Genomic DNA, 16,534 nt, shown 5'->3' with positions numbered 1-16,534 from the left:
CGAGCCGGTCTTCAGTCGCGGGCCAGGCCCATGAGCAGGCCGCCGGCCGAGACCGCCGGGCTGCTCGTCAGGAACAACGGTGTGCCCGCCTCGGGCGCCCGCACCTCGGCGAAGACCTCGCCCCAGACGTCGCTCATCGTTCCCAGCAGCCCGCCGGCCGGCACCTGCTCCCCCACCGCCGCGGCGGGCTCCCACCAGCCCTCCCGGTCGGTGCGCAGCCAGTGCCATCCCTCGTGCAGGCGGGCCTCGCGCACCGGCCACGGCTCACCGTCGAGCACGCCGACGGTTCTGGCGATGTTGGTCAGCCCGGCCAGGTGGCGGTCGATCGCCGCCCGGTCGAGCAGGCCGTTCTGGCCCGACTCCGCGACGATCGCCGGGATGCCGGCGTCCGCCGCGGCCGCGCACGTGCTGCCCGCCACGGTCCGCGCCCGCGCGGCCTGCCTGACGACGTGCCCGGCGCCGTACGCCAGGGCGAGCTCCAGCGAGGCCGCCTCGACCGGCGACTCCTCGAAGATCGTGAACGGCTCCAGCGACTCGGGCAGGTCGCCCGCGTGCATGTCGACGAGATAGTCGGAGCCGAGGACGAGCTCGGTGAAGACGTGGTGCGCGAGCACCCGCGTGAACGAGCCGCCCGGGTCGCCGGGGAAGCTCCGGTTCAGGTTCTCGCCGTCCACCGGGACGACGAACGGCGCCCTGGCCCAGAATCCCGGCACGTTCACCACGGGCACGACGACGATCCGCCCGGAGACGGCGGCGGCGTCGAGGTTCCGCACGAACTCGCGGACGGCCGCGATCGAGGCGTACTCGGCGCCGTGCACGCCGGACAGCACGGTGAGCCGCGGTCCGTCGCCGCGGCCCCGGATGTCGAAGTACGGGATGCCGAGCCCGTCCGGGCCGGGGCCGGGGACGTAAAGCGTGCGCCGCTCGATCATCGCGCCGCGGTCCCGAGGTCGGGCAGCGCCTCGGCGAGGAAGTCGCGCATCGCCTGCTGGAAGAGCTCCGCCTCCTCGATCTGCGGGGAGTGCCCGGACTTCTCGAAGACGACGAGCCTGGAGTTCGGGATGAGGGAGGCGATCGTCTCCGACGACGACACGGGAGTGACCCAGTCGTACCGGCCCACGGTGACGAGGGTGGGGCAGGTCACGGACGGCAGTTGCGGCTTGACGTCGTAGATCGGCGCGTTGTGCTGGAAGCACCAGTTGTGCGCCTCGTGGCGGTAGATGCAGGCCTCGACGCGCGCGGCCGCCTTGACCGGGTCGTACTCGTGGTCGTACAGCGGGATCAGCTCGGCCCAGCGGGCCTTCAGGTCGTCGTCGTCGCGGATGTCGCCGCTCCAGTAGCGGTCGTAGTTCTCCCAGTCGAGCTCCACCCGGGTCTGCTTGCGCGCGTTCTCGTGGGCGATCTCCAGGTTGGTCCGGTCCGGTGAGGTGTCTCGAAGGATCATCGCCCGCACCCGGTCCGGGTAGGCGATCGCGTACTCCATGGCGATGAATCCGCCGTAGGAGCCGCCCGCGATCACGACCGACTCGGCGCCGGCCCACTCGCGCAGCGCGTCGACGTCGGCGGCCCACTGGGCGTGCGAGTAGGGCGGGACGCCCTCGCTCAGGCCGCAGCCGCGGGCGTCGAACACCACGACGCGGAACAGGTCGGACAGCGGGCCGAAGGTCGCCTTCGGCTCGGCCAGCGAGCCGATGCCCCCGCCGCCGTGGTGGGCGATCAGCACGGGTGCGCCCTCCTCGCCGAGGACCTCGACGTTGAGCCGCGCGCCGTTGATGTTCACGAACATGTGCACTCCTTGCTAAGGAAACGCGGGCGCCTGGCTCAGGCCGCCGCGGAGTCGATCCAGGCGGCCACGATCTGGTCGAGCACACCGAGGGGGACGGCGCCGTTGCCGAGCACCGTCCCGTGGAAGGCGCGGATGTCGAAACGGGATCCGAGGCGGCCTTCGGCCACGGCCCGCAGGCGGCGGATCTCACGGCGGCCGATCATGTACGCCAGCGCCTGCCCTGGCCATGCGATGTAGCGGTCGATCTCGTTGCGGACGTTGGCCCGCGTCGTCGCGGTGTTGTCCCACATGAATTCCATGGCCTGCTGCCGCGACCAGCCGAGGTGGTGCATGCCCGTGTCCACGACCAGCCGGCAGGCGCGCAGCGCGTCGAACGAGAGCATCCCCAGCCGGGCGATGTCCGAGGTGTACAGGCCCATCTCGTCGGCGAGCCGTTCGCTGTACAGGCCCCAGCCCTCGACGTACCCGCACACCTCGGCGTCCAGGAACCGCCGGTAGGCCGGAAGGTCCGTCAGGGTCTGCGCGGAGGCGATCTGCAGGTGGTGCCCGGGCGTGCTCTCGTGGAAGGCCAGCGCCTCGTACTCGTACACGAACCGCTCGTGCGGGTCGGCCGTGAGGACGCAGTGGGCGCCGGGCCGGGACCCGTCGCCCGCCGGCGGCCGGTAGTGGGCGAGCGCGGCGTTGCCCGCCTCGATCGGGTTGATCTCCTCGATGACGCAGTCGGCGATGTCGTACGCCGGGAACCAGTCGTCGCGCGCCTCCTCGGCCCGGCGCAGGGCGTCGGTCACCACGTCGACGATCTCGGCGGCCGAGCCGAACCGCAACGAGGGGTCCTCCCGCAGCCGGGTCAGGACCTCGCCCACGTCGCTCGTGCCGAGCACCCGTCCGCCCAGCTCGGCCCATTCCTGCCGCAGCTCCGCGAGACAGTCGAGACCGATCTGGTGGATCTCCTCCGGGGACAGGTCCGTGGTGGTGTGACGCCGTACGGCGGCCCGGTAACCTTCCTCGCCACCGGGGACGAAGCGGACGCCGACCCGCTCGTCGGGCCGGGCCACGGGCAGCAGCTCGTCCCGGAGGCCGACGAGCAGGCGCCGGAGCGCGGGACGGACGGACTCCTCGACGATGCCGGCCGCGCGCGCCCTGACGCTCCCCTCGTCGACGTCGGCCGGCAGCCGATGGCCGAGCAGGGTGTCGTCGGCCAGGCTCAGCGAAAGGTGCCCGGTGAGCTGGTCGATGGCCTGGCCGACGCCGACCCGGGTGGGAATCCGCCCGTCCTGTTCGGCCGCCCGATAGCGGTCGAGGATCGCGTCGATGAACGCGGGCAGGGCGCTCAGCCGCCGCAGGTACTGGTCGACGGCCGCGGCGTCGGTGAGGGACGCGGCCGGGACCGACATGAACATCATCGCCTGCGGTGAGGAGTAGCCGTCCGCGGACGCCCCCGTCTCCCACAGGCCGTGCTCCAGGTCGGACCGTACGCCCCAGGCGAGGCGGCCGAGCACGGCGTGGTTGATCCGGTCGGCCGGGTTCAGGCCGTCCGGGTCGATCTCCGCGAGCCGCCGTTCGATGTCCGCGATCTTCGCGGCGTCGGCGGCGGCGCCGGAGCGGCTGGGGTCGGGCACCAGCCCGTCGAAGCCCGAGACGCCGAGCAGCGTGGCGCTGAAGGGGTCGGCCGTGTGCTTCACCTGGAAGAACTCGTCGCTGAGCCGGGCGAGCCGGTCGTTCGCCGGGGGCTGGACTTCAGGAGTCACTGATCCTCTTTCCATTCGGGAGGGTTAGGCCCAGATCCGCTCGAGCGCCCGGAGGATGTTGCCGCCGAGCACGGCCGTGATCTCGCTGTCGGAGAACCCTTCCTGGACGAGCAGGCCGCAGATGTTGTGGAAGTTCTCGGTCGGGTTCTCCAGCCCGTCGACGTACTCCACCTTCTCGAAGGAGGGGCCGCCGGGCGCGGCGGCGCCCACCTTGAGCAGGTGCCCGAAGACGGTGTGCAGGCCGACGTGGTCGCCATAGAGGGTGTCCGGCCCGAACGCGACGTGCTCGATGCCGACCAGGTCCAGGCAATACCGGAAGTGGTCCATCACCGACAGGATCGTGTGCCGGGGATGGGCCTCGGACAGCGTCGTGTGGGGCGCCGCCGACATGCCGATGACGCCGCCGGTCTCGGCGACCGCGCGCAGGACGTCGTCCGGCTTCATCCGCGGCGTGTCCCAGACCGCGCGCGCTCCCGCATGGGTCATGAACACCGGGCGCTCGCTCACGGCGCAGACGTCCAGGCCGGTCCGGTCGGAGGAGTGCGAGATGTCGATGGCCAGGCCGAGCCTGTTCATCCTGGCGACCGCGCGCCTGCCGAAGTCGGTCAGCCCGCCGTCGGTGGTCTCGTTCAGCCCGCTGCCGAGGGCGTTGGCGTCGGAGTAGGCGATGCCGATCTGCCGGAGGCCGAGGCCGTACAGGACGTCGAGCCGGTCGAGCTCGTTCTCGATCGGCGTCGCCGCCTCCAGGCCGAACAGCAGCCCCACCTTGCCCGACCTGTGGGCGTGCTCGATGTCGTCCATCGTCCGGATCACGATCACGCCGGACTGGTGGGCGATGTCGGCCTGGCGCATGCCGAGGTCGGTGATGATGTCGAGCCAGCGCCACGGGGCGTTGCCGGTGACGCAGGCGGTGCCGTCCATCATGTTGTCGAACACGACGGTCATGCCCGACGCGAGGAGCCCGGCGAACGCGGTGTGCTGGCGTCCGGTCCTGTTGTATTCCGGCGTCTGCCGCATGTCGGCGGGGAACCGCACGGGATGGTCGTGCAGGCTGATCACGATGTTGTCCCGCAGCAGCCGCTCGGCCCGTTCCCGCTCCAGCTCGCTCAGGCCGCCGGCGTACGGCGGCACGCGGCCGAACTCGGGGGCCAGCTCGATGGCCGGGAAGTCGACGCCGGGCGTGAGATAGCCGTACGACTCGTAGACGCCCGCCGTCACCGCGTGCCGTCCCTGTGCACCGGCGCCAGCCGGTGCGGCCCGTCGGCGAGCAGCCGCCACAGCCGCTCCCAGGCGCGCATCCCCTCGCGCAGCCGGGAGATCCGCATGAACTCGTTCGGCGCGTGCAGGTTCTCGTCGGCGGTGGAGAAGGAGAAGAACAGCGTCTTCGCGCCGAGGACCTCCTCGAACAGGGCCGTCGCGGGCAGGGTCCCCGCGATGACGGCCAGCAGGACGTCCTGGCCCGGGTAGACGTGCGCGAGCGCCTCGGTGGCGGCGCGGATCGCCGGGTGATCGGCGGGGATCGTGTACGCGGGCACCCCGCCCTCGTCGGGGCGGACGGCGACGCGTACGCCGGGGATCTTCTGGGCGAGCACATGGTCGGTGATCGCCTGGAGCACCCGCTCCGGGCGCTGGCCCGGCACGAGCCGGCAGGAGATGTGGGCGGTCGCGACGTGCGGGATCACCGTGTATTTGCCACCGGTCAGGACACCGTTGATCTCCAGGGTGGGCCGCTCCCACAGCCGCTCCAGCGTGCTGTAGCCGGCCTCGCCGAAGAGGGCGTCGAGACCCAGGTCGTCCCGGTAGCGGTCGTCGTCGAACGGCACCGCCGCGATGGCGGCGCGGCGCTCGTCGCTCAGCTCGGGGATGCCGTCGTAGAAGCCGTCGACCGCGACCCGGCCGTCGGCCGTGTGCAGGCCGGCCAGGATCTCGCTCAGGGCGTGCACCGGGTTGGCGACGGTGCCGCCGTAACGCCCGGAGTGCAGGTCGGTGGCGGCGCCGCCGACCTCGACGGTGAGCGTCACCAGGCCCTTGGACGCGATCGACAGCGAGGGCTCGCTCGGCCGCCACATCGCCCCGTCGGCCGAGATGACCAGGTCGGCCGCGAGCTCGTCCGCGTGCTCGCGCAGGTAGGCGGGCAGGTGGGGGCTGCCGATCTCCTCCTCTCCTTCGAAGAGGAACTTGACGTTCAGCGGCAGCGCGCCCTCCTGCTCGATGAACGCCTGTGCGACCTTGAGCACGATGAAGACCGGGCCCTTGTCGTCGGTGACCCCGCGCCCGCGGATCACGTCGCCGTCGACGCGCAGCTCGAACGGCGGGGTGCGCCACTCGGCGGGATCGCCGGTCGGCTGCACGTCGTAGTGGCCGTAGACCAGGATGGTGGGGGCGCCGGGCGCCCCGAGCCACTCGCCCCGGACGATGGGGTGACCTTCCGTGGCGACGACCCGTCCGCCGGCGAAGGACAACTGGGCCGCGAGCCATTCGGCCGCGGTCCGCATGGTCTCCGCGGAGGCGTCCCGGCTCACGCTGGGCACCGCGACGTACGCGGCGAGCTCGTCGAGGTAGGCGGCGGTCGAATCGAAGTCGGTCGAATCAAAAGAGAGCATGTCCACCATCAATCGAGAGGGTCTGACCGGTGATCCAGGATGAGGATTCGGAGACGAAGAACCGGACGCCGTGCGCGATGTCCTCCGGCCGGCCGAGCCGGCGTACGGCGATGCCTTCGACGAGCGCGGCCTGCCCCTGCTCGCCGTAGCTCTCCCACTGCTGGATCGTCGTGGGGTTGGACAGGACGAACCCCGGCGCGATGCAGTTGACCGTGATGCCGAACCGTCCTAGCTCGTGCGCCATCTGCCGGGTGAAGCCGATCTGCCCGGCCTTCGCGCTGGCGTAGGCCTGGATGCCGGTCAGGCTGACGCTGCGGCCCGCGCCCGACGAGATGTTCACGATGCGGCCGGAGCCGCGCCGCTTCATGCCCGGCACCGCCGCCCTGGTGCACAGGAACGTGCTGGTGAGGTTGGCCGCGACCACGGCGGACCAGTCCTCGTCGCCGATCTCCTCCAGCGGGTGGTGGACCTGGCCGACCACGCCGCCGGCGTTGTTGACCAGGATGTCGACGTCGCCGATCTCGGTGAAGAAGGCGTTGACCGCGGACGAGTCGGTGACGTCCACCGTGTCCTTGTCGACGCCGTGCACCCGGACCCCGTCCGCCTCGAGCGCGGCGGCGATGGCCGCCCCGATCCCGTGGGCCGTGCCGGTGACGACGGCGACCCTGTCCCTGGCTTCCGTCACTGGTCGAGCCATCCCTTCTCGAGCAGCTCGCGGACCTCGGCCACGCCGGCGTCCCACACGACCTGCATGTCCTCGTCGCTGCGCTGGTAGGCCCCGCCCAGGCTTCCGTCCGGGGAAAGCTCCCTCATCTCGCGCGCGGTCACGTTGTCGGCCAGCGACCTGGGGAGGACAGGCGCGCTGCCGCCGGGGATCTCGGCGCCGGCGACCCTGGTCCAGGCGAAGTTCTCCAGCCAGGAGCCGTGAAACTGGTCGTCGTCGAACCGGGACGCCGCCTCCGCCGTCTTCGGGGCGTTGTACCAGCTGTGGAACAGCACCTCCACGCGTTCGTCGCGCGGCGCGCACACCCATTCGCGGATGAGGCCGGCGACGGGGGCGTTGCCGCCATGGCCGTTGATCACCGCGATCCGCCGGAACCCCTGGGATGCCAGGCAGTCCAGCAGGTCGCGGATCACCTCGATGTACGTGCTCATCCGCAGGCTCATGCTGCCCGGATACTCCACGAAGTACGGCGCCATGCCGAACGGCAGGACCGGCAGGACCGGAACGCCGAGCGGCTCGGCCGCCTCCACCGACACACGCTCGGCAAGCAAGGCGTCCGTCCCGAGCGAGAGATACCCGTGCTGCTCGGTCGATCCGACCGGGAGCACGATGCGATCGTCGCGTTGGAGGTAGTCGGCTATCTGCATCCAGTTGCTGTCGAAGACCCGCACCGGTCCTCACACTCCGTTCGATGATGCGAAGTGAAACCTATGTCGACCTTGACGGTGGTCAACTGTAAGGGAAGTTTCGTCTCATACTAACCATTTGCCCGACGAATGCCAGGCTTTCACTGCAAACGCATTCGGTTCGCCTGTCCGCGGCGTCCGTCCCGCAGCGCTATGTGGCAACCGTCATACGGTGACTTCGGCGGCGGTGCGCTTTCCGTGCTCCATCCGTGTCCCCGGCCGGGTAGCCTTCCCGCCATGCCCCCTCGCCGTCGTTCCCCTGCTTCGCATTCCTCGGCCGCTCCCCTGCGTGCCGTCGCCGACGTGTCCGTCCCGGCGCCTCCGGTCCCGCTCGACGATGTAGACCGGCAGATACTCGTGCTGCTCAGCCAGGACTCCAGGCGCTCGCAGCGGGCGCTCGCCCGTGAGCTCGGCATGTCCGCCCCCGCGGTCGGAGAGCGCATCGCACGGCTGGAGCGTCTCGGGGTGATCCAGGGGTACGGCGTGCGCGTGAACTGGAGCGCCGCGGGCTATCCGATGACCGTGTACCTGATCATCACGGCGGTCCAGGGCTACCAGCAGCAGGACCTCGTCCAGCAGCTCTCCGTGATCCCCGAGCTGGAAGCGCTCGACATCGTCACCGGCGCCATGGACATGCTCGCCCGGCTCCGCGTGCGTGACCACCTGCATCTGCGGCAGCTGCTCATGGACTGCATCTGGCAGATCGAGGGCGTGCAGCGCACCGAGACCGCGCTGAGCCTGGTGGAGATAGAGCCGAAGAACCTGGTGGCCGACCTGCTGTCGGCCCCGCCCGGCGAGCCGGCCTGAGCGGCCCGGCCGGCTCACCGGGATCGTGTGGAGGTCCGTGTGCCCGAAGGCGTTCCGGGGGCGGGTCACGGACCTCGCGGCGGCGTGGCCATCCTGGGCGGTCCTAGCCCCTGCTGCCGGCGGCGGCGCGCAGCCGCTCGATGCGTTCCGCGTCGTATCCGAGCACCTCGCCCAGGACGTACGCGGCGTCCTCGTCGCGCCGGGGAGCGCGCATGTGGGTGCGTTTCCCCGCACCCACCCGCAGCGGGCTCGCGACCTGCCGCACGGTGCCGAAATAGGGGTGCTCGGTCTCGACGACCATGCCCCTGGCGACGGTGTGCGGATCCTTCAGGGCCTGCGCCACGGTGTTCACCGGCCCGCACGGCACCCCGGCCGCCCGCAGCAGGCCCAGCCAGTGCTCGCTCGTGCCGGTGGCGAACACCGCCTCCAGCTCGGCGACCAGCGCCTCGGCGTTCTCCCGCCGGGCGGCGAAGTCCCGATATCGGGGGTCGTCCGGCCACTCCGGGTGCCCGAGGGCCTCGGCGAGCCGGCGGAAGAACTTCTCCTTCGGGCAGGCGACCACCAGCCAGCCGTCTCCCGTCGGGAAGGCCTGGAAGGGCACGAGCGACGGGTGGGCGGAGTGGTGGGTGCGCCGGGGCTCGAAGTCGCCGTTGAGCCGCCAGGCGGCCGGATAGGTCAGCATCGAGATCGCCGTGTCGAACAGGCTGACGTCGCAGTCGGCGCCGACGCCGTCGCGCCGCGCGGCGTGCAGCGCGGCCAGGATGGACGCCGCCGCGACCAGCCCGCCCGAGTAGTCCACGAGCGACAGCCCCGACTTGGTGGGCGGTCCGTCGGGCTCGCCGGTGAGGTCCATCCAGCCGGCCATGCCCTGCAGCACGTAGTCGTACCCGGGCTCGGTGCTGCGCGGCCCGGTCATGCCGAACCCGCTGAGCGAGCTGCACACGATCGCCGGGTTGAGATGCTTGAGGTCGTCGTAGCGGATCCGCAGCTTGGCCGGGACGTCCCCCCGCAGGTTCGAGTGCACCACGTCGCTGACCCTGACCAGGTCCTCGAACACGGCGCGGCCCTCCGGCGTGGAGATGTCGAGGCTGAGGCTGCGCTTGTTGCGGTTGAACGTCTCGAAGAACAGGCTGTCCTCGCCGTGCTGCTCGGGAACGACGTATCTCCCGATGTCACCGCCGGTCGACGGGTCCTCGATCTTGATGACCTCGGCTCCCAGGTCCGCCAGGTGCACGCTGCCGAACGGTCCCGCGCCGTACTGCTCGATGGCGATGATCCTGACGTCCTCCAGCGGCATCACGGCAGGACCGGCTTTCCGCGTGCCGCGGCGATCGCCGCCACCCGTGCCATCTCGTTTCCCACGATCATCAGTCCCTCGTCCACTCCCATGCCGGGCTTGGCCAGCACCTGTCCCGCGCCGCAGGCCATGGCGACGTTGGCGCTGACCTGCGCCGAGCGGTCCGTCTCGTTGCACGTGCCGCCGCAGTACGCGACGAGCCCGCGGTCGCGCACCAGCAGCAGCGCCTCGATCGTGTTGCCGATGCCGCCGAGGTCCGGTGTCTTGACGTGGATCACGTCGGCCGCGCCCCGGCCGACGAACATCTCGATGTCCTCCAGGGTGTTGCACCACTCGTCCACGGAGATCTTCACCCGTGCGTCCATCCGCCGCAGGGCGGACCGCAGCCGGACGTACGTCTCGATCTGCGCCTCCCGGTTCCCGGCGTCGATGGGGTGCTCGACCACCAGCTCGTACGGGACCGCGATCTCCCCGAGACGGGCGAGATAGGCGGCGACCGCGTCGACGTCGCCGTCGAAGGCGAGGCCCACGGTGCCGTAGGTGTCGATGTGCAGCCTGGGCGTGTACGCGCTGTCCGGGCGCAGCTCCCCGATCCTCTTCACCAGCCACCGCAGGTAGTCCTCGAGGATCTCGCCGCCCCGGCCCAGCTTGGTGTCGACGTTGTTGATCAGGCCGTGCGGAAGGACGTCCACCCGTTTGAGGATCATCTTCTCCGCGTTGGCGTACCGGTCGTCGCCGGTCTGCGCGAACATCGGCACCGGTCGCAGATCGACGCCGGTGGCGTACTCGTCCCGGACGACCTCGGCCATGGTGAGCCGCCGGCTCTGCGCGACGGCGTCGAGCACCGCCTGCGTCACGCCGTAGCGGATGGCCGTGTGCAGCGGGCCTGAGGCCGTACGGCACGCGTCCACCCGCCCGGCCAGCTCGCGGAACGAGCCGAGCTCCGCGCCGGTCAGCATCGGGACGAGGTGCTCCTCGACGTCCCGGCGGGCCGCCTCGGCGCTGAACAGCGGGTCGCGGCCACCGGCGCCGCTGTACTGCACCGCCGCGCAGTCGCCGTAGGCGACCGAGCCGTCTTCGAGGAACAGCATCACCGACAGCGCCTCACCCGCCTGCCGTACGGCGGAGAACCCGGGCGTGACCGGGTCGCCCGCGTAGGTGAAGCCGTCGTGCTCCGCACCTGCCCTGATCGCCGCCTGGTCGTCGGCGAAGAAGCCGGCCCGCACCGGCTGCGCGAGCACCTTGACGATCTTCATTCGACCAGCCCCCGGCACAGCAGCACGACGGTGATGAACGTCTGGTAGATCCACAGCGGGTCGTCTCCGACGATGACCGCCGACAGGTCCCCGGTCCGCTCGACTCCGGCGATCCTGGCGGCCAGCTCGCAGTAGTCGCTGCTGCGGAAGGAGATGCCGAGCGTGACCGGCAGCTCGAAGGACGGCGGCGCCGCGCCCGCCAGGTGCTCGACGGCCTCGTGCGCCCGCTCGCGGATCAGGTCCCGCGCGGCCTCCGGGTGCAACGCCTCGGCGGAGAAGCGGGACACCGACCGCTTGACGACCGCGGCCTTGATCCCCGGGCAGAACCGCTCGGTCTCCTCGGCGGTCGTCGCGTCACCGGTGACCAGCACGATCGGCACCTGGTGCGCGGCCGCCACGAGCGCGTTGATGCCCGCCTCACCGGCGACGACGCCGTTGATCTTCACCTCGGCGAACGCCGACGGGAAGTAGGTGTGCGACAGGACCGAGCCCCTGCTGCCCATCGATCCGTGATAGGAGACCAGGAAGATCGCGTCGAAGGTGGAGTCGAGCCCCTGCATCATGTACATCGGCTTGTAGCGGCCGGACAGATAGCCGGCGCGTCCGGCGAGCGCGTCCGGTTTCAGGTTCGCCATCTTCGAGTGCGCGTCGTTCACCAGGAACTCCGTGGCGCCCGCCCGCATCGCGCCCTCGATGGCGGCGTTGATCTCCCCCGTCAGCAGCTCGGTGTAGTACGGATACTGCGAACCGCCGATGACGCACTGGTCCCAGTCGACCACGCCGGCGGTCCCCTCCATGTCGGAGGAGATGAAGATTTTCACGACAGCACGCTCCTCGGGCGGGACTCCGGACCGGTCGAGCTCTCGGTCATCACCACGTAGTACGAGCCGGCCTGTCCCGCCGCCGCACCGTGCCGGCCGTCCGGCGTGAGGGCGAGACAGCGCAGCTCGGCACGGAACTCGTCGGGCAGGGTGGCCGCGTCGGCGAGCATCGCCAGGCACGCCTCCGAGGGGTCGAGCCCGCGCGCGAGGTCCGCGACGATGCCCCGGGCGCCGAGGACCCGCATGCTCAGCTCTCCCCGGCCGGTGCAGGCGGCCCCTCCGTACCGCGCGTCGGCGTAGTTTCCCGCGCCGGGAACGGCGGAGTCCCCGATACGCCCCGGGTATTTCCAGGGGTAGCCGCTGGTGGACACGCCCACGACGAGCTCGCCCGAGGCGTCGAGGGCGATGATGTTGATGGTCCCCCAGGGCCCGTCGTGCGGGGCGAAGCGGTTGACGAGTTCGAGCGCGGTCCGGCGGTACAGCTCGTCACCGGCCTGCGCCGCGGTCCGCTCGCCTTCGACGGACTCGTCCGAGGGCTGGAGCGCCGACACGAACAGCTTCTTGGACTCCTCGGTCAGCAGCTCCGCGCGGGCGAATCCGTTCTCCTCGGCGAACAGCTCGGCGCCCTCGCCGACGAGGAGGCTGTGCTGCGGCAGCCGCTCCAGGACGGCCCGGGCGATGGAGACGGGGTTGGGAAACCCCTTCACCGCGCCGACGGCGCCGAAGGCCCTGGTCGAGCCGACCATCACCGACGCGTCGAGCTCCACCACGCCCCGGGCGTTCGGCAGCCCGCCGGTCCCGACGTAGTGGTCGTCCAGGTTGTCCTCGCACCTGCGCAGACCGGCCTCGACCGCGTCCAGCGCCGAGCCGCCGCGGGCGAGTATCTCCATGGCGGCGGGCAGACCTGCCTCGCTCCGCTCGCTGCCGATGACGATCGGACCGCTCACGCGATCACTCCTTCGGGGTGGTGGGACAGGTGCACGCAGGCGGCGTGCCTGGCCGGGTCACGGGGATCGGCGAGCAGCGGCGGCTCGTCGGCGCACGCGGCGACGACGGACGGGCACCGGTCCGCGAAGCGGCAGGGGCGGGTGCCGTCGCGCTCGGCCGACCGCGCGACCTCCTCCCGCATGGGACCGAGGTCGCCGGTCTTGTCCTCCTCCGCCTCCACCGGGCCGTGCGCGCCGACCAGGCGGGGCACCGAGCCGATGAGCAGCCGGGTGTACGGATGCGCCGGGTCGTCGAACAGGGTGTCGGTGACCCCGGTTTCGACGATGCGGCCCCGGTACATCACGGCGGTGCGTTCGCAGATCTGCCGTACGACAGCCATGTTGTGCGAGACGAAGATGACCGACAGGTGGAGCGTCTCCTTGAGGTCGGCCAGCAAATTGATGATGGTGGCCTGGACCGACACGTCGAGGGCGGAGACCGGTTCGTCCGCCACCAGCACGGACGGCTCCAGCGCCAGCGCCCGCGCGATGCCGACGCGCTGCCGCTGCCCGCCCGAGAACTGACGCGGGCGCTGGCCCAGAGCGCTTTCCGGCAGGCCGACCAGGTGCATCAGCTCGCGGTTGCGCTCGTCCACCTTGTTGCGCGGGACCAGCTTGTGATACCTGAGCAGCTCCGAGAGCATCTGCCCGACCGTCATCCGCGGGTTCAGCGAGCTGTAGGGGTCCTGGAAGACCATCTGGATCGCGCGCTGCTGCGCCCGGGTGCGTCTCTCCGGAAGGACCTCGCCCTGGTAGCTGATCGTGCCCGCCGTGGGGCGGTAGAGGCCGACGATGGTGCGCGCGAGGGTCGACTTGCCGCAGCCCGACTCGCCGACGAGGCCCAGCGTCTCCCCCTTGCGCAGCACCAGGTCCACGCCGTCGGCGGCGCGGTTCACCACCGGCTTCTTCCGGAAGAGCCGGTCGGTCACCGACACGGGAGGAGTGAAGTGCCGGGCCAGGCCCTCGATCGAGAGAATCTCGTCAGCCTCCGTCACCGCGTGCTCCCCGCTTCCTGCTCGGCCATCGCATTCCACCGCTCCGCCGTGTCCACGCGCCGGCAGGCGCTCGTTCTCCCCGGTCCGGCGGGCACCGGCTCCGGCTCGCCCTCCCGGCAGGCGTCCTCGGCGAACGGGCATCGGGGGGCGAAGGAGCAGCCGGTCAGAGGCTGAGTAAGGTCCGGCGGCCGGCCGTGGATGGTCAGCAGCCGGGCCACCCGCCGGTCCGGGTCGGGCACCGACCGCAGCAGGGAGAAGGTGTACGGATGCCGGGGCTCGGTCACCAGGTCGACCAGGTCGCCCGACTCGACCACCTTGCCCGCGTACATGACGTACAGCCGCGAGCAGGTCTGGCTGACCACGGCCAGGTCGTGGCTGACCAGCAGCAGGCTGACGTTCTCCTCCTGCTTGAGCTGCCGCAGGACGCCGAGCACCTGGGCCTGGATCGTCACGTCCAGGGCCGTGGTCGGCTCGTCGGCGAGGATGAGCCGGGGCTTGGTCGACAGCGCGATCGCGATGCAGACACGCTGGCGCATCCCGCCGGACAGCTGGTGCGGATACAGCTCGTAGCGACGCTCGGGATCGGCTATCCCGACCTCTCTCATGAGGTCGACGGCGATCGCCCTGGCCTCGCCGCGCGACTTGCCGAGCCTGCGCAGGGGCGCCTCGGCGATCTGGTCGCCCACGCGCATGACCGGGTTCAGCGCCGTCAGCGAGTCCTGGAAGATCATGCTCATCGTGTCGGACAGCCGGCTCCGCAGTTGCTTGGCAGGCAGCCCGGTGACGTCCTCGCCGTCGATGAGGATGGTTCCCGAGACGATCCGCGCCGGGCGGGGCAGCAGCCCGAGCAGCGCGCGCAGGGTGAGGCTCTTGCCCGAGCCCGACTCGCCGACCAGCCCCACCGACTCGGCCGCGCCCACCGTGAGGGACACGCCGCGGACCGCGTGCAGCCGCGCGTGCGGCATGGGGATGTCGACGTGCAGGTCGTGCACTTCGAGCAGCGGAGGGGTCATTGGTTCGCCTTCTCCACGATGCCGTCCGCGATCAGCGCAAGTGCGAGTCCCGTGACGACGACGGCCAGGCCCGGGATCGTGGACATGTACCACTTGGTCAAGAGGAACTGCTGACCTTCCTGGATCATGGTTCCCCAGTCGGGGGTCGGCGGCGGCACGCCGAGGCCGAGGAAGCCGAGGGTCACGATCGCCAGCAGGGTGAGCACGATGTCGCTCATCGAGAAGATGATCGCCTGCAGGACGACGTTCGGCAGCAGGTGCCGGAGCAGGATCCGCCATGTCGGCAGGCCGCTGGCCCGCGCCGCCATGGCGTACTCCTGCTCCTTGGCGACGAGGACCTGACCGCGGACGATGCGGCAGTACGCCACCCATCCGACCAGGGTCACCGCGACGTAGATGCTGGTCGTCCCCGGCCCCATCGCGAACACCAGCGCGATGACCAGGACCAGGAACGGGAACGCGATCACCATGTCCACGATCCGGCCGATGACGGCGTCCACCCATCCGCCGAACCATCCCGCGATCAGCCCGATCAGGCTGCCGATGATCAGCGGCGAGATGACCGCCACCACGCCGACCCGCAGGTCGACCCGGGCTCCGTAGAGCAGCCGGGCCAGCACGTCGCGCCCGAGCGCGTCGGTGCCGAGCAGGTGGCCCGGCGCGCCGGGGTCGAGGAATGCGGCCTGGAGGTTCTGCTTGATCGGGTCCTGGCTCGTCAGCAGGGGCGCGCAGAGCGCGAGGGCGACGATCAGGCCGAACAGGATCAGCCCGGCGACGAGCGGCGCGTTCCACCGCCCACGCCGCCGGCGGCGGCCGGAACCCGCCGGCGCGGCGGGGGCCGCGGAAGTGATCGCGCTCATGCGAGCTGAACCCGGGGATCGAGGGCGGAGTGGGCCACGTCGGTCAACAGGTTCACGACCACGACCATGATCGCGAAGACCAGAGTGATTCCCTGCACGGTGGGGAAGTCCCTTCCGAAGATGGAATTGATCATCTGCTGCCCGATGCCGGGGAGCGAGAAGACCCGTTCGACCACCAGCGTCGATCCCGTGAGATAGGCGATGTTGACGCCCAGGACGGTGACGGACGAGACGGCGGCGTTGCGCAGGGCGTGTCCGAGCACCACCCTCGCGGTGCTGATCCCCTTGCTGTGCGCCGTCACGATGTAGTCGCTGCTCAGCACCTCGATCATGCTGGCGCGCAGGCTGCGGATCACGATCGGCGCGAGCGTCAGGGCGACCGTGATGCCGGGCAGCACGATGCCGCGCACGTGTTCGGCCAGGCTCTGGCCGTATCCCCCGACCGGGAACCAGCCCAGCTTCAGCCCGAAGACCACGATGAGCGCGATGCCCAGCAGGAACGCCGGCAGCCCCAGGCCCACGACCGGCACCGCCCGGATGATGTTGTCGGCGATCCCGTTGCGCCGCGCCGCGGCCAGGACGGCCAGCGGCACGGCGATCAGCAGCGTGAAGAAGGTGCCCGAGACCAGCAGCCAGATCGTCACCGGCAGGCTGGTCGCGATCAGCCCCAGGACCGAGCTGTTGTACACGTAGGAGAATCCGAGGTTGCCCTGCAGCAGGTGGCCCAGGAACGTCAGATACTGGCTCAGCAGTGGCTTCTCGAGCCCCATCTGGTCGCGCAGTTCCTTGACCGCCTGCGGCGTGGCGTGCACCCCGAGCAGGGTCGCCGCCGGGTCTCCCGGGATCAGCCGGATCAGGAAGAAGACGATGAACGAGATCCCGAGCAGCACCGGGATCAGCGACACCACCCGTTTCAGGATGTAGACGACATATCTCATCGTTGCTCTCGCTC

At 70.8% G+C, this 16,534-nt stretch carries 16 protein-coding genes; 1 reads left to right on the top strand and 15 read right to left on the bottom strand.

Features of this window, described 5'->3' with window-relative positions; translation table 11 throughout:
• Positions 1–11 precede the first annotated feature (11 nt).
• Genes OHB01_RS26575 through OHB01_RS26545 form a run of 7 tightly spaced genes read right to left on the bottom strand, consistent with a single transcriptional unit; the run spans position 12 to position 7,532 of the window.
• Positions 12–932: a succinylglutamate desuccinylase/aspartoacylase family protein gene (locus tag OHB01_RS26575; RefSeq protein WP_328854112.1), complete on the bottom strand. Its 921-nt coding sequence runs from the start codon at positions 930–932 to the stop codon at positions 12–14.
• Positions 929–1,786, bottom strand: a complete 858-nt coding sequence (locus OHB01_RS26570) for an alpha/beta hydrolase (RefSeq protein ID WP_328854111.1) — start codon at positions 1,784–1,786, stop codon at positions 929–931. The genes OHB01_RS26575 and OHB01_RS26570 overlap by 4 nt, the downstream gene beginning before the upstream one ends.
• 35 nt (positions 1,787–1,821) lie before the next feature.
• Complete coding sequence (locus tag OHB01_RS26565; RefSeq protein ID WP_328854110.1) at positions 1,822–3,534, bottom strand: DUF885 domain-containing protein; 1,713 nt, start codon at positions 3,532–3,534, stop codon at positions 1,822–1,824.
• A gap of 24 nt (positions 3,535–3,558) precedes the next feature.
• Complete coding sequence (locus OHB01_RS26560; protein ID WP_142621437.1) at positions 3,559–4,752, bottom strand: dipeptidase; 1,194 nt, start codon at positions 4,750–4,752, stop codon at positions 3,559–3,561.
• On the bottom strand, positions 4,749–6,137 hold the full coding sequence (locus OHB01_RS26555) for a dipeptidase (RefSeq protein ID WP_142621439.1): 1,389 nt from the start codon (positions 6,135–6,137) through the stop codon (positions 4,749–4,751). The genes OHB01_RS26560 and OHB01_RS26555 overlap by 4 nt, the downstream gene beginning before the upstream one ends.
• Positions 6,124–6,822: an SDR family NAD(P)-dependent oxidoreductase gene (locus tag OHB01_RS26550; RefSeq protein ID WP_142647691.1), complete on the bottom strand. Its 699-nt coding sequence runs from the start codon at positions 6,820–6,822 to the stop codon at positions 6,124–6,126. Before OHB01_RS26550 ends, OHB01_RS26555 begins: the two co-directional genes overlap by 14 nt.
• Positions 6,819–7,532, bottom strand: a complete 714-nt coding sequence (locus tag OHB01_RS26545) for a creatininase family protein (protein ID WP_142621443.1) — start codon at positions 7,530–7,532, stop codon at positions 6,819–6,821. Before OHB01_RS26545 ends, OHB01_RS26550 begins: the two co-directional genes overlap by 4 nt.
• A 252-nt stretch (positions 7,533–7,784) precedes the next feature.
• Here OHB01_RS26545 and OHB01_RS26540 point away from each other — a divergent pair, with 252 nt between their 5' ends.
• The gene (locus OHB01_RS26540) at positions 7,785–8,354 is read left to right on the top strand and encodes an Lrp/AsnC family transcriptional regulator (protein ID WP_168065925.1); all 570 of its coding nucleotides are present in this window, start codon (positions 7,785–7,787) and stop codon (positions 8,352–8,354) included.
• Between the two features lie 103 nt (positions 8,355–8,457).
• Here the strand turns inward: OHB01_RS26540 and OHB01_RS26535 are convergent, their stop codons facing one another.
• The 8 genes from OHB01_RS26535 to OHB01_RS26500 are packed head-to-tail and all read right to left on the bottom strand — an operon-like array spanning position 8,458 to position 16,520.
• Positions 8,458–9,651: a CaiB/BaiF CoA transferase family protein gene (locus OHB01_RS26535; RefSeq protein ID WP_205830220.1), complete on the bottom strand. Its 1,194-nt coding sequence runs from the start codon at positions 9,649–9,651 to the stop codon at positions 8,458–8,460.
• Complete coding sequence (locus tag OHB01_RS26530) at positions 9,651–10,907, bottom strand: methylaspartate ammonia-lyase (RefSeq protein WP_142621449.1); 1,257 nt, start codon at positions 10,905–10,907, stop codon at positions 9,651–9,653. Before OHB01_RS26530 ends, OHB01_RS26535 begins: the two co-directional genes overlap by 1 nt.
• Positions 10,904–11,728, bottom strand: a complete 825-nt coding sequence (locus OHB01_RS26525; RefSeq protein ID WP_142621451.1) for a M55 family metallopeptidase — start codon at positions 11,726–11,728, stop codon at positions 10,904–10,906. Before OHB01_RS26525 ends, OHB01_RS26530 begins: the two co-directional genes overlap by 4 nt.
• The gene (locus OHB01_RS26520) at positions 11,725–12,675 is read right to left on the bottom strand and encodes a N(4)-(beta-N-acetylglucosaminyl)-L-asparaginase (protein ID WP_142621453.1); all 951 of its coding nucleotides are present in this window, start codon (positions 12,673–12,675) and stop codon (positions 11,725–11,727) included. The genes OHB01_RS26525 and OHB01_RS26520 overlap by 4 nt, the downstream gene beginning before the upstream one ends.
• Positions 12,672–13,709: an oligopeptide/dipeptide ABC transporter ATP-binding protein gene (locus tag OHB01_RS26515; RefSeq protein ID WP_328854109.1), complete on the bottom strand. Its 1,038-nt coding sequence runs from the start codon at positions 13,707–13,709 to the stop codon at positions 12,672–12,674. The genes OHB01_RS26520 and OHB01_RS26515 overlap by 4 nt, the downstream gene beginning before the upstream one ends.
• Positions 13,706–14,722 carry an ABC transporter ATP-binding protein gene (locus tag OHB01_RS26510; RefSeq protein WP_168065927.1) on the bottom strand — a complete coding sequence of 339 codons (1,017 nt, stop codon included), beginning with the start codon at positions 14,720–14,722 and terminating at the stop codon, positions 13,706–13,708. Before OHB01_RS26510 ends, OHB01_RS26515 begins: the two co-directional genes overlap by 4 nt.
• Positions 14,719–15,582 carry an ABC transporter permease gene (locus tag OHB01_RS26505; protein ID WP_142621456.1) on the bottom strand — a complete coding sequence of 288 codons (864 nt, stop codon included), beginning with the start codon at positions 15,580–15,582 and terminating at the stop codon, positions 14,719–14,721. The genes OHB01_RS26510 and OHB01_RS26505 overlap by 4 nt, the downstream gene beginning before the upstream one ends.
• Positions 15,579–16,520 (bottom strand): ABC transporter permease, encoded by a 942-nt coding sequence (locus OHB01_RS26500; RefSeq protein WP_142621458.1) that lies wholly within the window; start codon positions 16,518–16,520, stop codon positions 15,579–15,581. Before OHB01_RS26500 ends, OHB01_RS26505 begins: the two co-directional genes overlap by 4 nt.
• Positions 16,521–16,534: the final 14 nt, after the last annotated feature.

This window comes from Microbispora hainanensis, from assembly GCF_036186745.1.
Taxonomy (GTDB): domain Bacteria; phylum Actinomycetota; class Actinomycetes; order Streptosporangiales; family Streptosporangiaceae; genus Microbispora.
The sequence above is the reverse complement of the archived record's forward strand: the minus strand, read 5'-3'. Positions and strand labels throughout refer to the sequence as shown.